Genomic DNA, 18,495 nt, shown 5'->3' on the forward strand with positions numbered 1-18,495 from the left:
CTCATGTGACACCAGAATGACGATGTTGCGACCGAAAGACACGCGCCACACGGCGTTTGAAATGGCGTTGCGCGCATTTCCGCCTCAGAGACATATTGTTTCAGATGAAACGCCGAAATCCTAAGGAAACGGCAGAAGTTGCATTTGTGCAACGCGGGGGTAAAAATTGCTGCAAACGCGAAGGTTTCCCCACCCTTTTCGCGTTCACCCCTCCGTTTGGGGCGTGTCGGGGATGATTGCAGCCGAAACGAACCAGTATTCGCCCGCTTCCACGCCCAAAGCGGTCAACCGGCCCGAAGCGTAGGCACCGGTATCGATGCCAATGCGGTTCGGCAGGGCTTCGGGTTCATCGGTGATTGTATGGCCGTGCACGATCATGTGGCCATGCCACTGCGCATGATCCAGAAATTCGCGGCGTATCCAGCGCAAGTCCGAAGTCGTCTGCTGGTCCACCGGCACTTCGGGGCGGACCCCGGCGTGAACGAACAGGTAATCGCCAATCGCGATGCGATCTTCCATCGCGCGGAAGAAGGCGACGTGTTCTGCCGGAACCAGTGCGTTCATGCGCTCGCGCAGTTCGGGCAGGATAGAGCGGCTGTATTCCTCTGGTGGCAGGCCATAGCTGAACAGCGTTTCCTTGCCGCCGTGGCGCAGGAAGTGGCGCAGCGCTTCATCGCTTTCCATGCTGGTCAGCAGCATTTCTTCGTGATTACCCGCCAGCACGCGAACCTTGCCGGTCTGCGCCAGTTGCATCGCACGATCCACCACACCCCGGCTTTCCGGCCCGCGATCCACCAGATCGCCCAGCAGGATCAGCGTGGTATCGGCGGGACCGCGGCGCGCGTCGTCTTCCTCGATCCGTTGCAGCAACTGTTCAAACAGATCGAGCCGCCCGTGAATGTCGCCTACCGCATACACGCGCTGCCCCTTTGGCACCCGCGCAACCGGCATGGCCGCAGCATCGGCATCATTCACGCCGTTGGAAAATATGGAACGCAACTTGTTGAACATGGACCCTCGTTACCGTGCGATATGGCGGTATGATGTGCGCGTTGCAACATCCACCGCCTTATCGCTCCGGTCAGGATCATCACTCACCGCAGATAGAAGTCTATCGTCGTAACCACGCGGACCTTCTTGTATGGCGTGTCGGAAACGCCCCAGCCGCCACCATCGCCATCGCGCGCGGTGATTTCGAAGTAGCCTTGGCTGGCAGTCTTGATCCCGTCCACCGAAGCGCCGCTGTCCCGCGCGAACTGCTCTGCAGCAGCGCGCGCATCCTTGGTCGCGGCGGCCACCATTTCGGGCTTGATCGTGTTCAGTCGTGTAAAGGTGAAGGCCATGCCCGATCCCTCTTCCAGCATCACCCCACGCCGGACGAGATCGAACTGCCGCTTCACCGCTTTCTGCGCACGGTCCATATCGGTCGTGCGCAAGGTCATGCGCTGGCGCACGGTAAAGCTGACCACGCCGTTGTTGTTGAAGCTCTGCACGTTGACGCCGGTGGGTTGGAGCGCATCGGCTGGAAAGCCCAGTTCGTTGAAGAATGCGCGGATCGACTGGCTATCGCGGTCAACGCTGGCCTGTGCGCTGGAAAGATCGGGCGCGGTGGCGGAATAGGCCAGCGTCCAGGTGGCCAGGTCCGCCGTCACCTCACGCTCGGCAAGGCCGCGCACGGTGACCGAACGGTCCGCCACCTTGGCGCGGCGAAAGCCGTCTCCAATGAACCACCCGCCGATCACAAGCCCAGCGGCAAGGATCGCCACGGGCAACAAGCCTTTTCCACCCTGCGGCACAAAGCGCATCACACCGGCTTTCGCCTCGCTCTGATCGTCCCTATCTTCGCCCTGCATCGTGATCTCCCTGCGCGGTCCAGCGCTTTTCTGGATTACGCCGAGGTGTGCAATTCTGTCGATGAACCGATTTTGAACGGAAAGGCCCATCGTGACCAAGTTTCTGCATAGCATGATCCGGGTGACTGACCCGGATGCAACCATCGCCTTTTTCGAACTGATCGGCCTGAAAGAGGTCCGCCGCTTCTCCAGCGAGCAGGGCCGCTTCACGCTGATCTTCCTCGCCGCGCCGGGCGATGAAGGCGTGGCCGAAGTTGAACTCACCTATAACTGGCCGCCCGAAGATGGCTCGCCTGCGGAAAGCTATGATGGCGGTCGGAATTTCGGCCACCTCGCCTATCGGGTGGATAACATCTACGAGACGTGCCAGCGCATGATCGATGCGGGTCATATCGTTCACCGCCCACCGCGCGATGGCCACATGGCTTTCGTGAAATCGCCGGATGGTATCTCGGTCGAACTTTTGCAGGACGGACATCTGCCACCGCAGGAACCTTGGGCCAGCATGGCCAACACCGGCACCTGGTAACAGCGGAAACCAGCGCATTGTAAGGCGTCGGGAGCGATCCCGGCGCCGCTTTCGTTTCTGGCGTATCGCAAAAAGGATGTTGCGCCTGCGTAAAAGGGCGTTGACTCCATATTGCTGTGCAGCATTATCAATCCCGGACAGGCGTCATGGAATGGCCAAAAGGTCACGTCTGTTGAAGGGGTATTGCTGACAACCTGAATGCTGCCGCGCTGATGCGGCAGGGCTGGAGACTTTGCTGTCTTTCGGCTGCGGTGAAGTTTTGCCTCTTCCGACCGAGTGCTTCCCGCGGTGCCATCGTGTGCTGCGATGCAGCATAAAGTGGTGTGAGGGATTGGAGAGGGTGCTGTCAGGGGAGGGCGGGAACGCCAAGAACGACTTCTAGGGGGTTAATCGGAATGAGAAAGCAGATCACGGTCCGATCACGCGCCATGAGGGTGCTGGGTGCCACAACCATTCTGGCTACGATGGCCCTGCCGGTTGCGGCGCGTGCTGCCGAAGAACCGCAGGAAGCGATGGCTCCCGCAGCTGAACCGCAGGCGGACGGCAGCGAAGGTGGCCTTGGTGAAATCGTGGTCACCGCAACGCGCACAGCAACTTCGATCCAGCGCGTTCCAATCTCGATGCAGGCTTTGAGCTCCGACGTGCTCGGCCAGCGACAGGTAAAAGGCCTGACAGACTTCGCCGCCTTGCTTCCCTCGGTAACTTTCGCGGGCATTGGGCCGGGCCGCAATACGCCCTATTTCCGTGGCATCGTACCCGCAGGCGGTGCGCGTGAATCGGTTGGCTACTATATCGACGATATTCCGATCACCGGCACCGGGCTGCCCGATATTCAGGCCTATGACCTCGAACGTATCGAGGCGCTGTCTGGCCCGCAGGGCACGCTCTATGGCGCAGGTTCGCTGGCAGGTACGATCCGCTTCATCACGCAGAAGCCCAAGCTCGACAAATTCGAGTTCGGGTGGGATGCCGAAGTCAACAAATACGGCAAGGGCGATTTCGGCGGCCAGTATCAGAGCTTCATAAACGTGCCGATCAGCGATACGCTGGCCGTGCGGGCAATGGGTTTTTACCGCAAGGACGGTGGCTACATCGACAATACGCCGAACAATGGCCTGTTGAACACCGGCGCGCCTGCGGTGCTGACACTTGGCGATAACAACCCCGATACCAATTTCGTGCTCGACAATTCCGACATCGCGAAGGACGATTACAACACGATCGAAGGCTACGGTGGCCGCCTGCAACTGCTTTGGCAGCCGTTCGATGGTTGGGACATCATGCCCCAGATCACCGCGCAACAACAGATCGCGAACGGCTATTTCGGCTATGACCCGCGTGTGGGCGACCTTGAGGTGCACGATTACGACATCACGCAGCAGAACGACAAATTCTATCAGGCGTCCCTCAGCATTCACGGCCATATCGGAGATTTCGATGTCGTGTCGGCCACCGGCTACTACCAGCGCCAGATCAAGCTGCTGAACGACTATACATATTACACCGTCACCTATGACGGCTTCGGGCCGGGCTATGAAAGTTACCTGCAGTTTTTTGACAAGAACGGCTGCACAGGTGCGGGCGCCACGCTGAAATGCAATAGCCTGATCAACCCGACACAGTACTATCGCGGCCTGCGCAACGAGAACAAGTTCACGCAGGAACTGCGCATCTCGACGCCCAAGGACTGGCCGTTCGATGTCACCCTAGGCGGCTTCTACCACTACCAGAAGAACGAGGTTAACAACGACTACGCCATCCACGGTCTGGACCAGATTGTCGGGTACACGGATACGGGCGGCGGGGACACCAACTTCCCGGCAGGCTTCGGGGTTCCGGTCGCAAATGGCGGCACGATGGTGCTCGGGTCGCCAGCCGTGAAGCGCGATGCCTTCTACATGACCGAGCAGAATAACTACTGGAAGGACTACGCGGTCTTCGCAGAAGGGCACTACAACATTACGCCGGAACTGAAGCTGACCGGCGGTATTCGTTATTTCTGGACGAAATACAAGGTGTTGGGCTTTGCCGGCGTTGCCGCATCTGCGCGCAATACGATCACGTCGCTCTACGTCCCGACCGGCACCTATGGTTGCCCGACGCCGCTTCCGGCAGAGCGCTTGCAGTGCATCAACACAAACTTCGCCGCTGCTGACGGCGTGGGCCGCTACAAGGAAGAGGGTGAAACCCACAAGGTCGCGGTCAACTGGCAGTTCGACCCGACGAAGATGGTCTACTTCAACTATTCGACCGGCTTCCGCCCCGGCGGCTTCAACCGACCGCTGCGCATTCGCGGCGTAGGCGTTGCCACGGTGCCTTCCTTCGAATCGGAAGAGCTGACCAACTTCGAACTGGGCTTCAAGGGCACGTGGAACAACATGTTCCGCTTCAACGCTGCCGTCTATTACGAGAACTGGGACAACATCCAGTACGCGGTGGTGGTATCGGGGGCGCAGGGTGCAGGCATGACCGGCAACGCCGGCAAGGCGCGCGTCTACGGCGTGGAATACGATGCCGATCTGAAGCTGGGCAAGGTCACCATCTCGACCAGCGGTGCCTACAACGACGCCAAGCTGAAAGGCAACTTCTGCAACTTTGCGCTTGACCGCACCACGCTTTCGATCACGCAGCTGCCAACCTGCGTGCTTGGGCAGGATGTTCCGGGATCGTCCCCGCCAACCTCGCAGGTTGCTGCTGCTGATGGCACGCGCCTGCCACGCCAGCCCAAGTTCAAGGGTACGACGTCGATCCGTTACGATACCGAATGGGGCGACATGGATGCCTATTTCCAGGGCGCAGCACTCTATCAGACAGGCGCAACGCAAGATCTGAACCTCTCTGACAGCAACCTCTATGTCTGCCCGGAAATCGCTGCGGCAGAAACAGCTGCGGGCCGATCCTGCCAGACACCTGGCTTCGTCAGCTTCGATTTCTCGGCAGGGATCAAGAAGGACAACTGGACGCTCGACATCTTCCTGCAGAATGCATTCGACAAGCGCGGTCCGCTTACCACGAACACGTTCTGCTCGATCGATTTCTGCTCTGACTCGACGCGCACATTCACCATCAAACCGCAGTTCTTCGGCATCCGCTGGGGCCAGCGTTACTGATTGATTTGCCTTTACCCTGCGAAGAAAGACTGCCCCCACGGGAAACCGTGGGGGCATTTTTTGTAGCGATGAATGCCTCCCCAAAAACCTGCGCCCCCCCGCGAAGGCGGGGGCCTCGGTGTTGTTACGGAAGGGTAGTGTAAACCGCCTGACGCCACCGCCTGTGCGGGGGAGCGGTGGGGGATGGGGCGGGAAGTTTCAGCCCAACGGCGCGTTCGGATAACTCTCCAGAACCGGTCCCAGCGCGGACTTCAAAGGCCCCAGCCAAGGCTCATAAGGCTTCCAAGCCCCCAACCCGTCCTTGAAGATCGGCTGGCGCACCTGTTCCGAACTCGCCGTGCGCACCGCGCGGTCGTTCTTGTAAAATTCAAGACAGGCCTGATCGAAAGGCACTCCGATATAATCCAGCAAGCGCCGCACTTCGGCTCCGGTATCGGCCACCATTCCCTCATAGATCACGCGGTGTACTGTGCCCGGCATCTGCGCATCCCAAGCCGCCATCAGTCCCACATAATCGCGGTAATAGCGCCCGATATCCTTCAGATCATAGGTGAACGTCTGCCCCCGCGCGAAGTGCTGTTTCCACCCTGAAAAGCAGCATGAGAGCGGATGCCGCCGCGCGTCCACGATCTTTGCCTTGGGCAGGATCAGGCGGATCAGGCCAACGTGCTGCCAGTTGTTGGGCATCTTGTCGATGAACAGCGGTCGGTCGCTCTGGCGGTGGATGCGCGTCCGCTCGATATATTCCTCGCCCAGCCGCGTGCGATCAGCGGGTGTCAGCGAGGCAATCATCGCACCGAAATCGGCAAATTCACCCTCATCCACCCGCGATTGCAGGCGGCCTGCAATCATCATCATTTCGGGCAGTTCCATTGTGCCTTCTATCATCGGGTGGCTGGCCATGATCTGTTCGACCAGTGTGGAGCCGGAGCGCGGTAGGCCCACCACGAAGATCGGGTCTGGGGCAGGGCAGCCGCCGTCGCCCATCGTGCGGATGAACGCTGCGGTGAACGTCTCCTTCGCGGCCTGCACTTCGGCGGAAAAGGCATCGGCATCGTGCCGGATCATCGTGCGGCGCAGCGCATTGCCCTTGTCGTAGTGCGCGAACGAGGCCGCGTGGTCTTTCGCATCTTCCAGCGCCTTGCCGAGTGAAAAATGCAAATGGAACCGGTCTTCCCTGCGCGCCTCATCCTCTGGGTCGAGGGTGGCCAGCGCCGCTTCCATCGCGGCAATATCGTCCGGCCCCAACTTCACTGTCTTCAGGTTGGCAAGGCTCCACCAAGCCTCGCCCATCGTCGGCTGGCGGGTGACGGCGGCGCGATAGGCTTCGACAGCCTCGGCCTGATCGCCCAGCGTTTTCAGCACATGCCCAAGGTTCTGCCAAACCTGCGGTTGATCGGGCTGGTCGGCCAGCAAGGCGCGATACAGCCCCGCCGCCCGATCCTGATGCCCCAAGCGCACCAGCACCGAGGCCAGGATCAGCCGATGCCCCGGCGAAGGGACCGGCGATTGCACGAGTACTTCGGCGTGTTCCAGCGCTTCGGGCAAGCGGTTGGTCTGCAACAAAAGTCGGATCAGGAAGTCGCGCGCCAGATCAAAGCCGGGGGCCATTGCCACGGCCTTTTCCACCCGCTCCAGCGCAGGCGTCATCTCGCCCCGCCGCCATGCCACTTCGCCCAGCAGGCGTAGCGCTGCGGGATCGTCAACGCGCACGGCAAGAAGCGCCTCGGCTGTATCGAGATCGCCGTCGTTCACCGCCACGGCTGCTTTCAGCAGTTCGGGATCGCGCGATGATGCGTGAATGCCTGAAAGATCGGCACGCCATGCGTCCTGCCCGCGCTTCGCCTTGCGCAATTGCCGCGCCAGCAGGAACCAGCCAGACGCGACAGCGGGCTGCAACTGCACCAGCGCCTGCAATGCCGCAATGGCACGCGGCGTATCGCCAGTCTCGGCGGCGGCCTGCCCCAGTTCCCAGAATACCGCCGGAACCCGTCCATTGGCACGCGCCAGCCCGTCAAGCTTCGCCACGGCCTGTTTGCCCTTGCCCATCCGGCGCAAGGCGCGTGCGGCAAGAAACTCGGCAGGCGGAAATCCGGGCGTGGTGCGCAACATCGCCTCAGCCTTGCCCAGCGCCAGATGCGGCTGCTTTTCCAGAAGGCCTTCCGCTTCGGCAAGCATTTGGGCAGGAGGCGGCGTGCGCAGTTGCTGGATCATGGCCGCAGCCTAGGCCGGTGACCGCGCGATGGGTGTACGCGATTCAGCGCAAAGTTTAGGCCGTGCAGCGTTCCAGCGCCGCCAGCACATCACTCCGCCCGGAAAGCCCGCGTTCCGCAACCCACCCTGTCACCTGCGCCACGGCAAAGCTTACGCCATAGAGATTGCGGCGCTGCTCCACACCGGGGATCGGGCGGGGATAGCCCGATGCGATAACCTTGCTGCGGTCTGCTGCAAGACAAGGCACCCCGCGCGGCAAATCCCAGTCCAGCCCCACGCCCAGCACTCGCGGCAGGCACCCCGGCCAGCACGGCGCGCCCTCTGCCTCGAACGCGGCGACGATCAGCGCGCCTTGCGCTGCTGCCTCTTCGGCCAGCACGGCAAAGACCTCGGCATGGTCGGGATTGGATGTGCCCAGACTGAGGTTGATCAGATCGCACCGCGCCTCCAGCGCCTGCCGGATACCGGTCGCCAGCGCGCGGGCGCTTGCGCGCAAGCCATCGCGAAACACGCGGATCGGCAGGATATCGGCCTGTGGTGCAAGCTCCTGAATCGCCGCCGTCACCGCCGTGCCGTGGCCCAACTTGTCGAGCGTTTCGACAGGATCGGTCAGCACCGTGCCATCGGCCAGAACCGAAAGGCCCGGTAACAGGCGCGTTGCATCGATATGCGGGTGCGAGGGGTGAACCCCGCTGTCGATCACCGCAATTCGCCTAGCCATGCGCGCTTACCTGCGGCTCCATGCGCGTCTGCCCATGCTCCAGCCGGATCACATGATCGGCCATGTCTGCCAGCGCGGGTTTGTGCGTGATGACGAGAAGTGTGGCGTGCGGCAGAGCGCGGCGCAGGCCCAGCGCCACCGTGCGTTCCGTTTCTTCGTCCAGCGCGGCGGTGGGTTCATCAAGGATCAACACATCAGGCTGGCGCAGCAGCGCGCGGGCAATAGCCACGCGGTGCCGCTCGCCCGTTGAGAGCGCAAGGCCCCGTTCGCCGGTGCGCGTGGCAAGGCCTTCGGGCAGGCGCGCGATCAGCGTGTCCAGCCCGGCGGCGCTGGCGGCGGCGGCAATGTCTTCGCCCGACGCATCGCGATGCGCAAAAGCGATGTTTTCAGCGATTGAGGTGTTGAACAGGAACGGTGCCTGATCCACCAGCAGGACACGCGCGCGCAAATCGCTCAAGGAAAGCTCACGCAGGTCAGTGCCGTCGATGGTTACGCGACCCTCCACCGGATCGACGAAGCGCACCAGCATGTCCGCCAGCGTCGATTTTCCCGCGCCTGACTGGCCGATGATCGCGGTGAGCGAGCCTGCCGGAATGACAAGGCTGGCATCGCGTAGCACTGCTTCGCGCCCATGATGCATGGTCACGCCCTCAAGCCGGATTTCGCGCGTTACGCCCGCCAGCGGCCAGGGAGAGGGCGCTTCCACCACTTCGGGTGCGGTGTCGAACAGTTCGAATATCCGGGCCAGCGCCACGCGCGCCGTGGCAAGGCTGGCCGTCAGCCCCATCAGCGCCTGCACCGGGGCCAGCAATCGCCCGTGATAGGTGATGAAGGCCACCAATGCGCCGATCGTCATCGTGCCGTCGATGATCTGCTTGCCGCCATAGAGGATCACCGCCGCGCTTGATGCAGTAACAATCGTGCCGGGCAGAGCGCCTGTCAGGAACGAGGTGGTCTGCATTTTCAGCATGGCAGCCACGAACCCACCGTTGGCGCGGGCGAAACGGTCGGCTTCGTGCGCTTCGGCCCCCAGCGCATTGACCGTGCGCATTCCAAGTATGGTATCGGCCAGAATGCTGCCGATATCCGCCCCGCGCTCGCGCATCTGGCGGGTCAGGTTGGTCATCCGGCGCTGGAAGTGCAGGAAGCTGATCACCGCCAGAGGCACCAGTACCGTGCCGACCAGAAACAGCTTCCAGTCCAGCCACAGCATCATGCCCACGCTGCCCGCAAAGAACAGCAGATTGCTCAGCACCGAAAGGAGCGTATCGCCCGCCACGCGCTGCACATCGGAGACATCGCTGTTCAGCCGTGACATCAGATCGCCCAGCCGGAAGCTGCCGTAAAAGCGCAGAGACAATCGTTGCAAATGTCGTAGCAGCCCCACGCGCATGTCGAACAGCATCTGCGCCGAAAGCGAGACGTAACGGTAGGATACGAGGGCATTGACCGCAAAGCCCCCCACCGTCGCGCCCATCATCAGCGCGGCGATCTTTACCAACATGTCCCAGTCGCGCTTCATCAGCGCTTCGTCGATCATCAGCTTGGAAATCCACGGCTGCGCCAGCGTCAGACCGGTGGCGAGGAGGCTACCCACCAGCACTAGCACCAGACGCGGCGCATAGGGCTTTAGCCAAGGCCACAGCCGCTTGTACGTGCTCCACGGCGCGATTTTTGGCGGCGGCGGGGTCACGCCGCCTGCTCGCGTCGGATCAGGTCGAAGCCGTGCAGGGCAAAGCGCGGTTCGGGCAGCTTGGCCAGCAGTGCGGTGGCGCGATCATAGCCTTCGCGCGCGGCGGCATACTGGTCGTGCCACCAGCGGCCTGTGCCGCCGTTGGCGTAGAACGGCAGCGAAAGTTGCAGGTGCCGCCGCAGCGATGCCAGCAGCAGCGAATGGTAATGCGTGGCAAGGGCTGCCGCATCCTCACCCCGCGCCAGAGCCGATATGACGGCACTGGCCAGTATCCCCTCCCGCGCGGCCTGCGCGGTGCCATCGCCGCAGATCGGGTCGAAAGCGACGGCGCTTGTGCCGCACGCAAGCCAGCCATCACCCGCCAGCCCTGCCAACATGCGCGGGCTGGTGTCAAATTGGACGCCTGATGGTTCCAGCGTTTCGATCAACGGGCCGATCAGCGGTGCGTCCTGAGCCAGCGCTTGTGGATCGCCGCCGACAGCCAGCAACCACGCTTGCCCAGAACCATCGGGGATCAGGAACAGCCAGCCCGCATCGACGGCCTCGATCCAGCAGGTTGCGGGTGGTGCATGGGCGGCAAGGATGACGCGGGCGGTGGCGGAAAGGCGTGCTCCGAAACGCAGCGTTTCCCATTCTGGAAAGGGCAGCATTGCGTGGACCGAAAAGCTGCCGTTGAAATCATTGGATTGTTGGATTTTCTGGTTTAGTTTCAACGTGTTTCCCTGGGGAAACATATCAAGAACATTGACAAGATCATCCTCAGAAACAACCACCGCGCCATGCGGCATCGTTACGGCTTCCGCGTTTCCCCACCGCACCACACGCCGTTCGATCCGGGGCTTATCGGCAAAGAGCGCAGGCTTGCCGAACACATCGCGCAGCAGCGCCAGCGCCGGGTCGCTCAGCATGATCACCGGCACTGGACGGCGAAGGCCGGGCTCGCGCGTAAACGCAAACCCGGCCCGGTCCATAAGGTGCGCGGCCGTAGCCACCGCGACACCTTGCCCTCGCAAGTGGATACCCGGCGTGCTCACTGCGTGATGATCATCCCCGCGCCGGTGGTGTCATTCCCCAGATCGACGGTCTTCACATGCTGCAGCGTCTGCGCATCGTACATCTCGATGTCATAGCTTGCGCCATAGATGTAGAGCAGCTTGGTATCGCCCGAAATGCCGAACTGGAAGCGCGAACGGCAGGGGAACTCGGCCTTGTTCTTGACCAGATTGGTCGTGAGGTCGAGATGCCAGAACTCGCAACGCTTGTTGCCGACCTTCTCCTGCGTGACCACGGTCCAACCTTCCTTCATGTCTTTCGACACTTGCAGGCCGCCCATGCCGCCGCCAACCGGGGCGGGGCCGATGGGGCGGAAATCGAACGCCTTGGTCGCCAGATTGAAGCGGCCCACGCCATAGACCTTGTTGCGGATATAGGGGTCTTGCGCGGTGAACATCGAAACGTATTCGGTGGGGCTGCGCAGCGTTTCCACGCCGCCGCCAAAGCTCACGCCTTCAATGCCGGTGGCCTCGGGTTTGGAAACCTCAAGCCGGTCCTTCACTTTCAGATCGGCGGTATCGACGATCAGCACCTTGTCGCGGATCAGGAACAGGGTCTTGCCATCTTTCGACATCATGTACCCTGTGCGCCAGCCCGCGTTGGGGTTGCGGGTGTCCTCCTCCGGCATTTCTGCGGTGCGGGTCACGGCCTTCTTCGTCAGATCGATCATTGCGAACATTTGCGGGCTGACCAGCCAGCGGTCCTGCAACTTTTCGAACTTCTGAAGCGTGGTGTAGAAGAAGCGCCCCGAAGGATCAGGCACGCCGCCGTTGAAGCGATAGCGCGTGGTCGGCGTGTTCAGGCTGAACGAATTGACCACTTTCTTGGTCGCCGTATCGATCACTTCGATTCCGCTGGTGGTGATCGTGGTGACGTAGATCTTCTTGTTGTCGTTCGAAATGCGCATCGACGTGGGCAGGCCCGAAGCCAGCGTGATGCGGTCCTTCACCGTGCCGGTCGCTTCATCGACGATCAGCATCTTGTCAGGGTAAGAACCCATGAACACGGTTGAAGCGTTCGCGGGGGCGCTTGCGGCGGCGAGCGTGAGGAGGGCAAGTCCGAGTTTCTTCATGGGAATGCTCTTCCGGTGCAGAGAGGGCATGGGGCGGCCAAAGCCTGTCTTACGGGAAGATGATATCGAGGCTGCGCCAGTCCTTGGCCGCCGTCGCGCAATTGCTGGCCCAGTCGGGCGAGTAGTTGACGTGATCGGGCACCTGCACCGGCCAGAAACAGGTTACGTAGCAATCGTAGATGTCGCGCTCTGCCGGCTGACACAGGCCCGCCGTGCCGCCGCCCGCATCGACTTCCCACCCCGGCGAGAATGAGATCGAGCAGCCCATCGGCGTGTGCATCGGCTTCTGCTGAAGCGCGACGACGTCTTCCTCGGTCGAGGCGATCGTTTCCTCGATCCGCAGTGCCTTCTTGTTGAGGGGTTTCAGGTGCTTCATGACAAGCCCTTTCGTGCAGCAAAGCGTTCAAGAAATTCGGGATTGCGCTGGGCGACCGTGCCGTAGATTTTCAGGCAGGCCTCGGTCCATTCGCGGATCCAGTCGCAGTAATGCAGGTTCGCGTGGCCGGTATCGCCATAGCGGACGAAAGCCTCGTGATGGCAGCCACCGGCGCAAAGCGGGCGTGCCCAGCAGGTGGAACAATCGAACTTCGCGCCCACGTGCCCGCGCGTCAGGAAGTCGGTGCGCTTTTCCTTGTCCAGCCCGGTCGTCACATGGCCCAGCACATGCGTATCGGCATCGGTGAAGCGGTGGCAGGGCGAAAGATCGCCCGATGGGCTGACGCCCACCAGCCCAAGCCCCGCGCCGCAGGGGTGCGACTTATTGGTGCCCTGGATCAGCTCGCTGATCGTTTCCGACACGTTTGAGAAGCCGTGCATCTCACCTCGCAGCGCATAGGCCAACCATTCGGCAGCGAGTTCGTGGAACGCGGAAACCACCGTATCCATGCCATCGGCATCAAGCGTGTAGGCCTGTTCGCCAGAGTCCGTCACCGGCGCAAAGCCGACCTCGTGGAAGCCCAGATCGTCTTTCAGATGGCGGTAGATGCGGATCACATCGGTCACACCTTCGGTCAGCGTGACGCGCGCGGTGATCGCGCGGGTCTTGTGCCCGGCGATCAGCTTGCGCAGGCGCGGCTCCATCACCGCGTAGGAGCCTTTACCGTTCTTGTAGACGCGGCGCTTGTCCTGCAAGTCGGGCGGCCCATCCATCGATACGGTCACGCCGATGGCCTGATCGGACAGGAACTGGATGATCTCGTCCGTCAGCAGCGTGGCGTTGGTGGTCAGGCTGTAGGTCATGCGCTTGCCCGCCGTGGCGGCCGCTTCGTTGGCATAGAGCACCACATCGCGCAGCAGCTTGAAGTTCATCAACGTTTCACCGCCAAAGAACGTGATGTGCGGCACCTCGCGGTCGCCCGAACTTTTCAGCAGGAAATCGACCGAGGTTTTCGCCGTTTCCAGCGTCATGTATTTGGGCTTGCCCGCAGGCGTGGCGATCTTGTCCGCGCCGAATTCGTAGCAATAAGTGCAGGCAAGGTTGCACTGGTTGGTGACGTTCAGCACCAGCGCCTGAAGCGGATAGTCTTCCGGCGGGGCTGCCGGGGCGAGGGGAGCTTCGCGGATCTCGTCCGAAACGATGCCCCGCACGGCGCGCAGTTCGCGGATCAGGTCTTCGGCATCTGCGCGCGAATAGCCCTTGTCGACCAGCGCGCCGACCATTTCGCCATAGGCCATCTGCCGTTCGCCCAGCAGCGCCATCACGCTGGCCGCACCTTCATCCAACGCAAAGATCGCGCCAGCAGAGGCAAGGTAGACAAAACCTGCGCCATCGGCCTCAAACAGGTGGATATCGCCCCGGCGATATTTGGGGGAAAGGACCGTCGTCACTTGGCCACCTCCGGCTGATCCCAGCGCTTGTAGGCAGGGACCGAGACGACCATAAACGCCTTGCCGGTCAACGGCTTGCCCCATGCGTCCTTATCCGCCTTGGCCGTGGCGACCACCCAGACCTCACCGTAGTTATTGCGGCCCCATTTGCGTTCGGGGTTCGGTCCATCCATTGCCGGGGTGAACAGCGCGGTCTGGCTCAGTTTGCCGACATAGTTCACGTCATCGTCGTAATAGACGGTCTGCAGTTCCTGCATCGACCACGTGACGTCGACAGGGCCAAGCGCCACGTCGTCGGTGGTGTAGGGCTTGCCATCCAGCCCTGCGTCATAGCCGATGGCATCAAACTGCTGATACCCCGGCGCGTGCTTCTCGCTGCCGCCAAGGCGGGCGATGGCGGTTTCGGGCGTAACCTTGATGTAATCGACCTTCTTGTAAATTGGCAGGCCAGCGGCCAACACCGATCCGCCAAGACCGATATCATGCGCGCCCACCGCAGCATCGGGCGCAACATCGACCGTCAGCATCGCTTCGGTGGGGCTGACGGACGTGACCTTGATGACCGTCACGCCCTTGCCCAAATCGATGTCGGCAGGCTTCAATCCCGCCGGGAATGCATCGCCAATCAGCTTGAGCGTCGCGCCCTTGCTCCCGGCCTTAAGTGCATAGGGCCACACCGCCGATACGGTCGGCTCTGCCGCTGCGCGGGTCAGCTTTACGTTGAAGCCGAATTCCTTGTAATCGCCCCAGAACCAGCGCCCTTCTGCAGACTTGCGATCCGGTGCAAACTGCATCGTTTCGCGCGTTTCATGGGCGGCAGGCGCATCGGGCTGCGCGCCCTCTGGTCCGCTGGAAGACGTGCCGCGCCAGGAATAGCCGGTATAGACCAGCCCCTTCCCGCTGCGGGTGAGGGTCGAACCATCGGCCAGCGATTTCAGCGTGATGGCCGTAGTGTAATCATCATCGCCCGCTGCCGGGGTGACGATCATTTCGCCCACATATAGCCCTTTGCCGGGCAGCATGGCGTTGACCAGCCACTTGCCGCCCAGCTTTGCCGATTGCTGGCGCGCCTGCCACTTCGTCCATTCGGGCGTGGTGAGCGGGGCTGTCTTGTTGAGGTATTCCATCGCCACTTCCACTGGCAGCGGCTTTAGCGCGCCATTGGGCGGAGTCGGCTGCGTCGGGTCTTCCACCGGCTTTCTGAACTGCGCATCGGCTTGCGAATACATGGCGACGTGCAGGTTGCGCAGCAGGCTCCATTCCGCTTTCGACCGTCGCCACGACAGCGGCTGCGCAAAGGCGTGACAGGCCGCGCAAGACTGGCGGATCGTCTCGTTCGGGATGCTGGTTTCGCTGATGATGCGGTGTTCCGCCAGATAGGAAACCGGCTTTGCCTCTTCGGGCGCAAGGCCGTTGCTGGCCGAAAGCGAACGGATCACTGCGCGGGCTTCGGTCGGCGTCAGCGACAGGCCGTTCAGGGAGGACATGCGCCGGATTACCTGAGCCCAACCTTCGGGCGTGGTGCGGACATAAGAGATGCGGGAAAGGTTGCCCTTCGCATCTGCGGTATGGCAGGTGCCGCATTTTTCGACGACCAGAGCATCCTTGATCGGGATACCGGCCTCTGTCTCGACCGTGTTCGAAGGATCGCGCGCCGGTTCCTTTCCAGCCTGTGCCAGAACGATCGAAGCGGGCAGCGCAGTGAGCGTGAGGAACTGCAAAAGATGGCGGCGCAATGGGCGTTTCGGGCATGCGGCAGCGAGGCCGTCAGCAGGGTCACGGGCAACGGTTTCGGCCACGGTCATGGTCGCAATTTCCCCCTTGGCAGGCCGCGACCGAACGAGTCGGACGCAGTGTCAGGGCGAAGACTGGACAGGTGTCAAAAGTTCGTCAACGCCTTTGTTTTTGCAGGTGCGAAAAGGGTTTTGGAGGCTGTTCGGGTAGTTTGCTGACCGTGGGGACAGACGTCCATACGCCGTTCGCGCAATGCAAAAGAGGGCGGGCAACCGCCGCTGCCCGCCCCCTCATTTATGCGCACCGGTTAGATCAGGATTTGGCGGCAATCCAGTCATTCACGCGCCGTTCGAGGATCGATAGCGGTTGCGATCCGGATGCGATCAGCAGATCGTGGAAGCCGCGAATATCGAACTTCGCGCCCAGCGCGTTTTCGGCCTTGTGGCGCAGTTCCATGATCTTGAGCATCCCGATCTTGTAGCCGGTGGCCTGCCCCGGCAGCGTGATATAGCGGCGCACTTCGGACCGCGCGGATTCAAGCGGCTGGCGACCCGTCTCGTTCATATAGACAACTGCCTCGTCCTCGCTCCAGCCCATCGCGTGAATGCCGGTATCGACGACCAGACGCGCGGCGCGAAACAGTTCGGCGTCAAGGCGCATGAAATCGGCGGCAATATCGGGGAACGCGCCCATTTCCTTGCACATTGCCTCGGCATAAAGGCCCCAGCCTTCGCCAAATGCGACATAGCCGGTGACCGCGCGGAACTTCGGCCCGCCTTTCTGCCGCACCTGAATATCGCCCTGCATGTTGTGGCCGGGCACGGCCTCATGGCACATCAGCGTATACATCGCCGCCGGGTCTTCGGTATCGCCAACGAGGTGGACATAAGTGCGGGCAGGGCGCGTGCCATCGGGGCTGGGGGCAGAGGCATGGGCCGCGCCGCCGGGCACTTCGGAAAAGGCCGGTTCGCGCACCACTTCGATGCGGTATTCGGGCAGGGTGCCAAAGTATTTGGGCAGCAGTGTGCGCGTGTGCGCAACAAAGGCGTTGGCCTTGGCCAGATAATCGGCGCGGGCAGCATCGTCCCACGGCTTGGGCGGATTGAGCCGGGCGCGCTCGGCATAGAAGGCAGCGCGGTCCTTCAGGCCAGCTTGCCGGGCGAGGGCATCCTGCTCCGCTTCGATCCGGGCCACTTCGGCGCGGCCAATCTTGTGGATTTGATCGGCGGTCAGGTCAGTCGTGGTGTTGAGCTTCAAGGCGTTGGCATAGAACGCTTCGCCGCCGGGCAGCGAAACTGCGCCGACCTTGCCGCTGGGGGCCATCGGTAGCGCCGCCTTGCCCCATGCGATCACGCGCTCGTAGGCGGGTTTCAGATCGATGATGGCCGCGCGGGCTTCGGCCAGCAGGGCGTCAGCTTCGGCCTGAGGGAGCTTGCCCGCCTTGACCAGCGCGGCAGTCTTCGCCTTGACATCGGCCCAGAGCGCGGCGTCTGGCCCCGTGCCGAATGGCGAGCCGCTGATCAGCTTTCCGCTGCCGGTCATCACGGTTTCCACTTGGAACTTGGGCGCGCGGATACCGGCGGCCTCGCTCGCCTTGGTGCGGGCAATCGCCACGTCGAGCACGGCGGGAATGCCGCGCAGGCGCGCGATGTAGTTCTTCAGGTCCGTCACATCAGCCACGGTGTGCGTGTTGACGAGGAAATCGGGCAACTGGCTGTGGACCGAATAGAGCCGCGAATAAAGCGGCGGGCGGAACTGGCGATCGGCGTTCGAAAGTGCGGCACGATCAGCTTCAAGCGCCCATATATCGAGGTTGACCTGCGCCTGCGGCGAAAGCTTCGCCCGGTCAAACTGCCCCTGCATCCGCTTTACGCTGTTCTGCCGCCAAGCGACTTCGGCATCGGCGGCGGCATCGGAAATGTCGTTCCACTTGTCGCCACCGTCCTTTAGCCCGAGCCGCGTGGCAAGCTGTGGCTGCTGCTTCACCCATGCGGCAAACTCGGCGTCGAGAAAGGCCGTCAGGCGCGCGTCCTCGCTGGCACTGGTGGCAGAGGCAGGCGCTGTGGACTGGGCCGACAAAGTGGCGGGCGCGAGCAGGCTTGCGGCCAGCGCCAGCAGGCTTGCGGTAATGGTGGGCTTCATGAATTGTCCTTCCGCCTTGTTGCGCGATGCCGCTGAATTGAGCGTGACCGGCGATGCAATGGGGCACGTTCTGGCGCAATTGCAACTAGATGCGCAACCCGCGCGCACAGGAAAATCGTCACATCTGAAACCGCTGGGATGCAAAAGCCACAACCAGCGCCGCCACATGGTTGACGACCCGCTCTCAATCATGGCAGAGGGCCGCCCTGTCTGGAAAACCGGACACTGCGCGGCCTACGCCGGTGCGTGCGGGTGTAGCTCAATGGTAGAGCAGCAGCTTCCCAAGCTGAATACGAGGGTTCGATTCCCTTCACCCGCTCCAATTCTCAGTCTCAGGACATCCCCGACAGCTTTACAAACCCCTGAAATCCGGGGTATTTTTCGGGTCATCCGGCTCGTGAGATCTCGCTTCATGCCATCAAAGCCCAGGCAGGAGTGGGGCCTTTTCCAAAAATAGCCGGTCCAAAAATGCACGAGGCCCCCAAGGGTGGGGGCCTCGCCATGGAAGGCCTGATCTATGTCATTGACTGATATAGCGATTCGTCGA

At 62.0% G+C, this 18,495-nt stretch carries 13 protein-coding genes and 1 tRNA gene; 3 read left to right on the forward strand and 11 right to left on the reverse strand.

Features of this window, described 5'->3' with window-relative positions; genetic code table 11:
• Window positions 1-204 precede the first annotated feature (204 nt).
• Together HGI47_RS17940 and HGI47_RS17945 are read right to left on the reverse strand one after the other, a co-directional pair.
• A complete protein-coding gene (locus HGI47_RS17940) occupies window positions 205-1,011 on the reverse strand; it encodes a metallophosphoesterase family protein (RefSeq protein WP_168854150.1) in 807 nt (268 codons plus the stop codon).
• An 83-nt stretch (window positions 1,012-1,094) separates the two neighbouring features.
• Window positions 1,095-1,805, reverse strand: coding sequence for an SIMPL domain-containing protein (locus tag HGI47_RS17945; RefSeq protein ID WP_240950273.1), 711 nt, complete (start codon window positions 1,803-1,805; stop codon window positions 1,095-1,097).
• 139 nt (window positions 1,806-1,944) lie between these two features.
• On the opposite strand from HGI47_RS17945, the gene HGI47_RS17950 reads away from it, so the two are divergent.
• Together HGI47_RS17950 and HGI47_RS17955 are read left to right on the forward strand one after the other, a co-directional pair.
• On the forward strand, window positions 1,945-2,382 hold the full coding sequence (locus tag HGI47_RS17950; protein ID WP_168854152.1) for a VOC family protein: 438 nt from the start codon (window positions 1,945-1,947) through the stop codon (window positions 2,380-2,382).
• A gap of 395 nt (window positions 2,383-2,777) precedes the next feature.
• Window positions 2,778-5,492 carry a TonB-dependent receptor gene (locus HGI47_RS17955; protein WP_240950269.1) on the forward strand — a complete coding sequence of 905 codons (2,715 nt, stop codon included), beginning with the start codon at window positions 2,778-2,780 and terminating at the stop codon, window positions 5,490-5,492.
• Window positions 5,493-5,690: 198 nt separating this feature from the next.
• Here the strand turns inward: HGI47_RS17955 and HGI47_RS17960 are convergent, their stop codons facing one another.
• The 9 genes from HGI47_RS17960 to HGI47_RS18000 form a co-directional block, all read right to left on the reverse strand.
• Entirely contained in the window at window positions 5,691-7,706 is a 2,016-nt protein-coding gene (locus HGI47_RS17960; protein ID WP_168854153.1) for a tetratricopeptide repeat-containing sulfotransferase family protein, read from the reverse strand.
• A 55-nt stretch (window positions 7,707-7,761) separates the two neighbouring features.
• On the reverse strand, window positions 7,762-8,427 hold the full coding sequence (locus tag HGI47_RS17965) for a S8 family serine peptidase (protein WP_168854154.1): 666 nt from the start codon (window positions 8,425-8,427) through the stop codon (window positions 7,762-7,764).
• Window positions 8,420-10,120 (reverse strand): ABC transporter ATP-binding protein, encoded by a 1,701-nt coding sequence (locus HGI47_RS17970; protein WP_168854155.1) that lies wholly within the window; start codon window positions 10,118-10,120, stop codon window positions 8,420-8,422. The genes HGI47_RS17965 and HGI47_RS17970 overlap by 8 nt, the downstream gene beginning before the upstream one ends.
• Complete coding sequence (locus tag HGI47_RS17975) at window positions 10,117-11,112, reverse strand: hypothetical protein (protein ID WP_370521788.1); 996 nt, start codon at window positions 11,110-11,112, stop codon at window positions 10,117-10,119. Before HGI47_RS17975 ends, HGI47_RS17970 begins: the two co-directional genes overlap by 4 nt.
• A gap of 38 nt (window positions 11,113-11,150) precedes the next feature.
• Complete coding sequence (locus HGI47_RS17980; RefSeq protein WP_168854157.1) at window positions 11,151-12,245, reverse strand: YncE family protein; 1,095 nt, start codon at window positions 12,243-12,245, stop codon at window positions 11,151-11,153.
• A 49-nt stretch (window positions 12,246-12,294) separates the two neighbouring features.
• Entirely contained in the window at window positions 12,295-12,621 is a 327-nt protein-coding gene (gene qhpC / locus HGI47_RS17985) for a quinohemoprotein amine dehydrogenase subunit gamma (RefSeq protein WP_039331741.1), read from the reverse strand.
• The gene (gene peaB / locus HGI47_RS17990) at window positions 12,618-14,072 is read right to left on the reverse strand and encodes a quinohemoprotein amine dehydrogenase maturation protein (protein ID WP_168854158.1); all 1,455 of its coding nucleotides are present in this window, start codon (window positions 14,070-14,072) and stop codon (window positions 12,618-12,620) included. The genes qhpC and peaB overlap by 4 nt, the downstream gene beginning before the upstream one ends.
• The gene (gene peaA, locus HGI47_RS17995; protein WP_168854159.1) at window positions 14,069-15,877 is read right to left on the reverse strand and encodes a quinohemoprotein amine dehydrogenase subunit alpha; all 1,809 of its coding nucleotides are present in this window, start codon (window positions 15,875-15,877) and stop codon (window positions 14,069-14,071) included. Before peaA ends, peaB begins: the two co-directional genes overlap by 4 nt.
• 241 nt (window positions 15,878-16,118) lie before the next feature.
• The gene (locus HGI47_RS18000; protein WP_168854160.1) at window positions 16,119-17,948 is read right to left on the reverse strand and encodes a DUF885 family protein; all 1,830 of its coding nucleotides are present in this window, start codon (window positions 17,946-17,948) and stop codon (window positions 16,119-16,121) included.
• 248 nt (window positions 17,949-18,196) lie between these two features.
• Here HGI47_RS18000 and HGI47_RS18005 point away from each other — a divergent pair.
• Window positions 18,197-18,270: transfer RNA gene (locus HGI47_RS18005), tRNA-Gly, on the forward strand.
• Window positions 18,271-18,495 lie beyond the last annotated feature (225 nt).

Origin of the sequence: Novosphingobium sp. ERN07, assembly GCF_012641335.1 — a bacterium.
Classification (GTDB): domain Bacteria; phylum Pseudomonadota; class Alphaproteobacteria; order Sphingomonadales; family Sphingomonadaceae; genus Novosphingobium.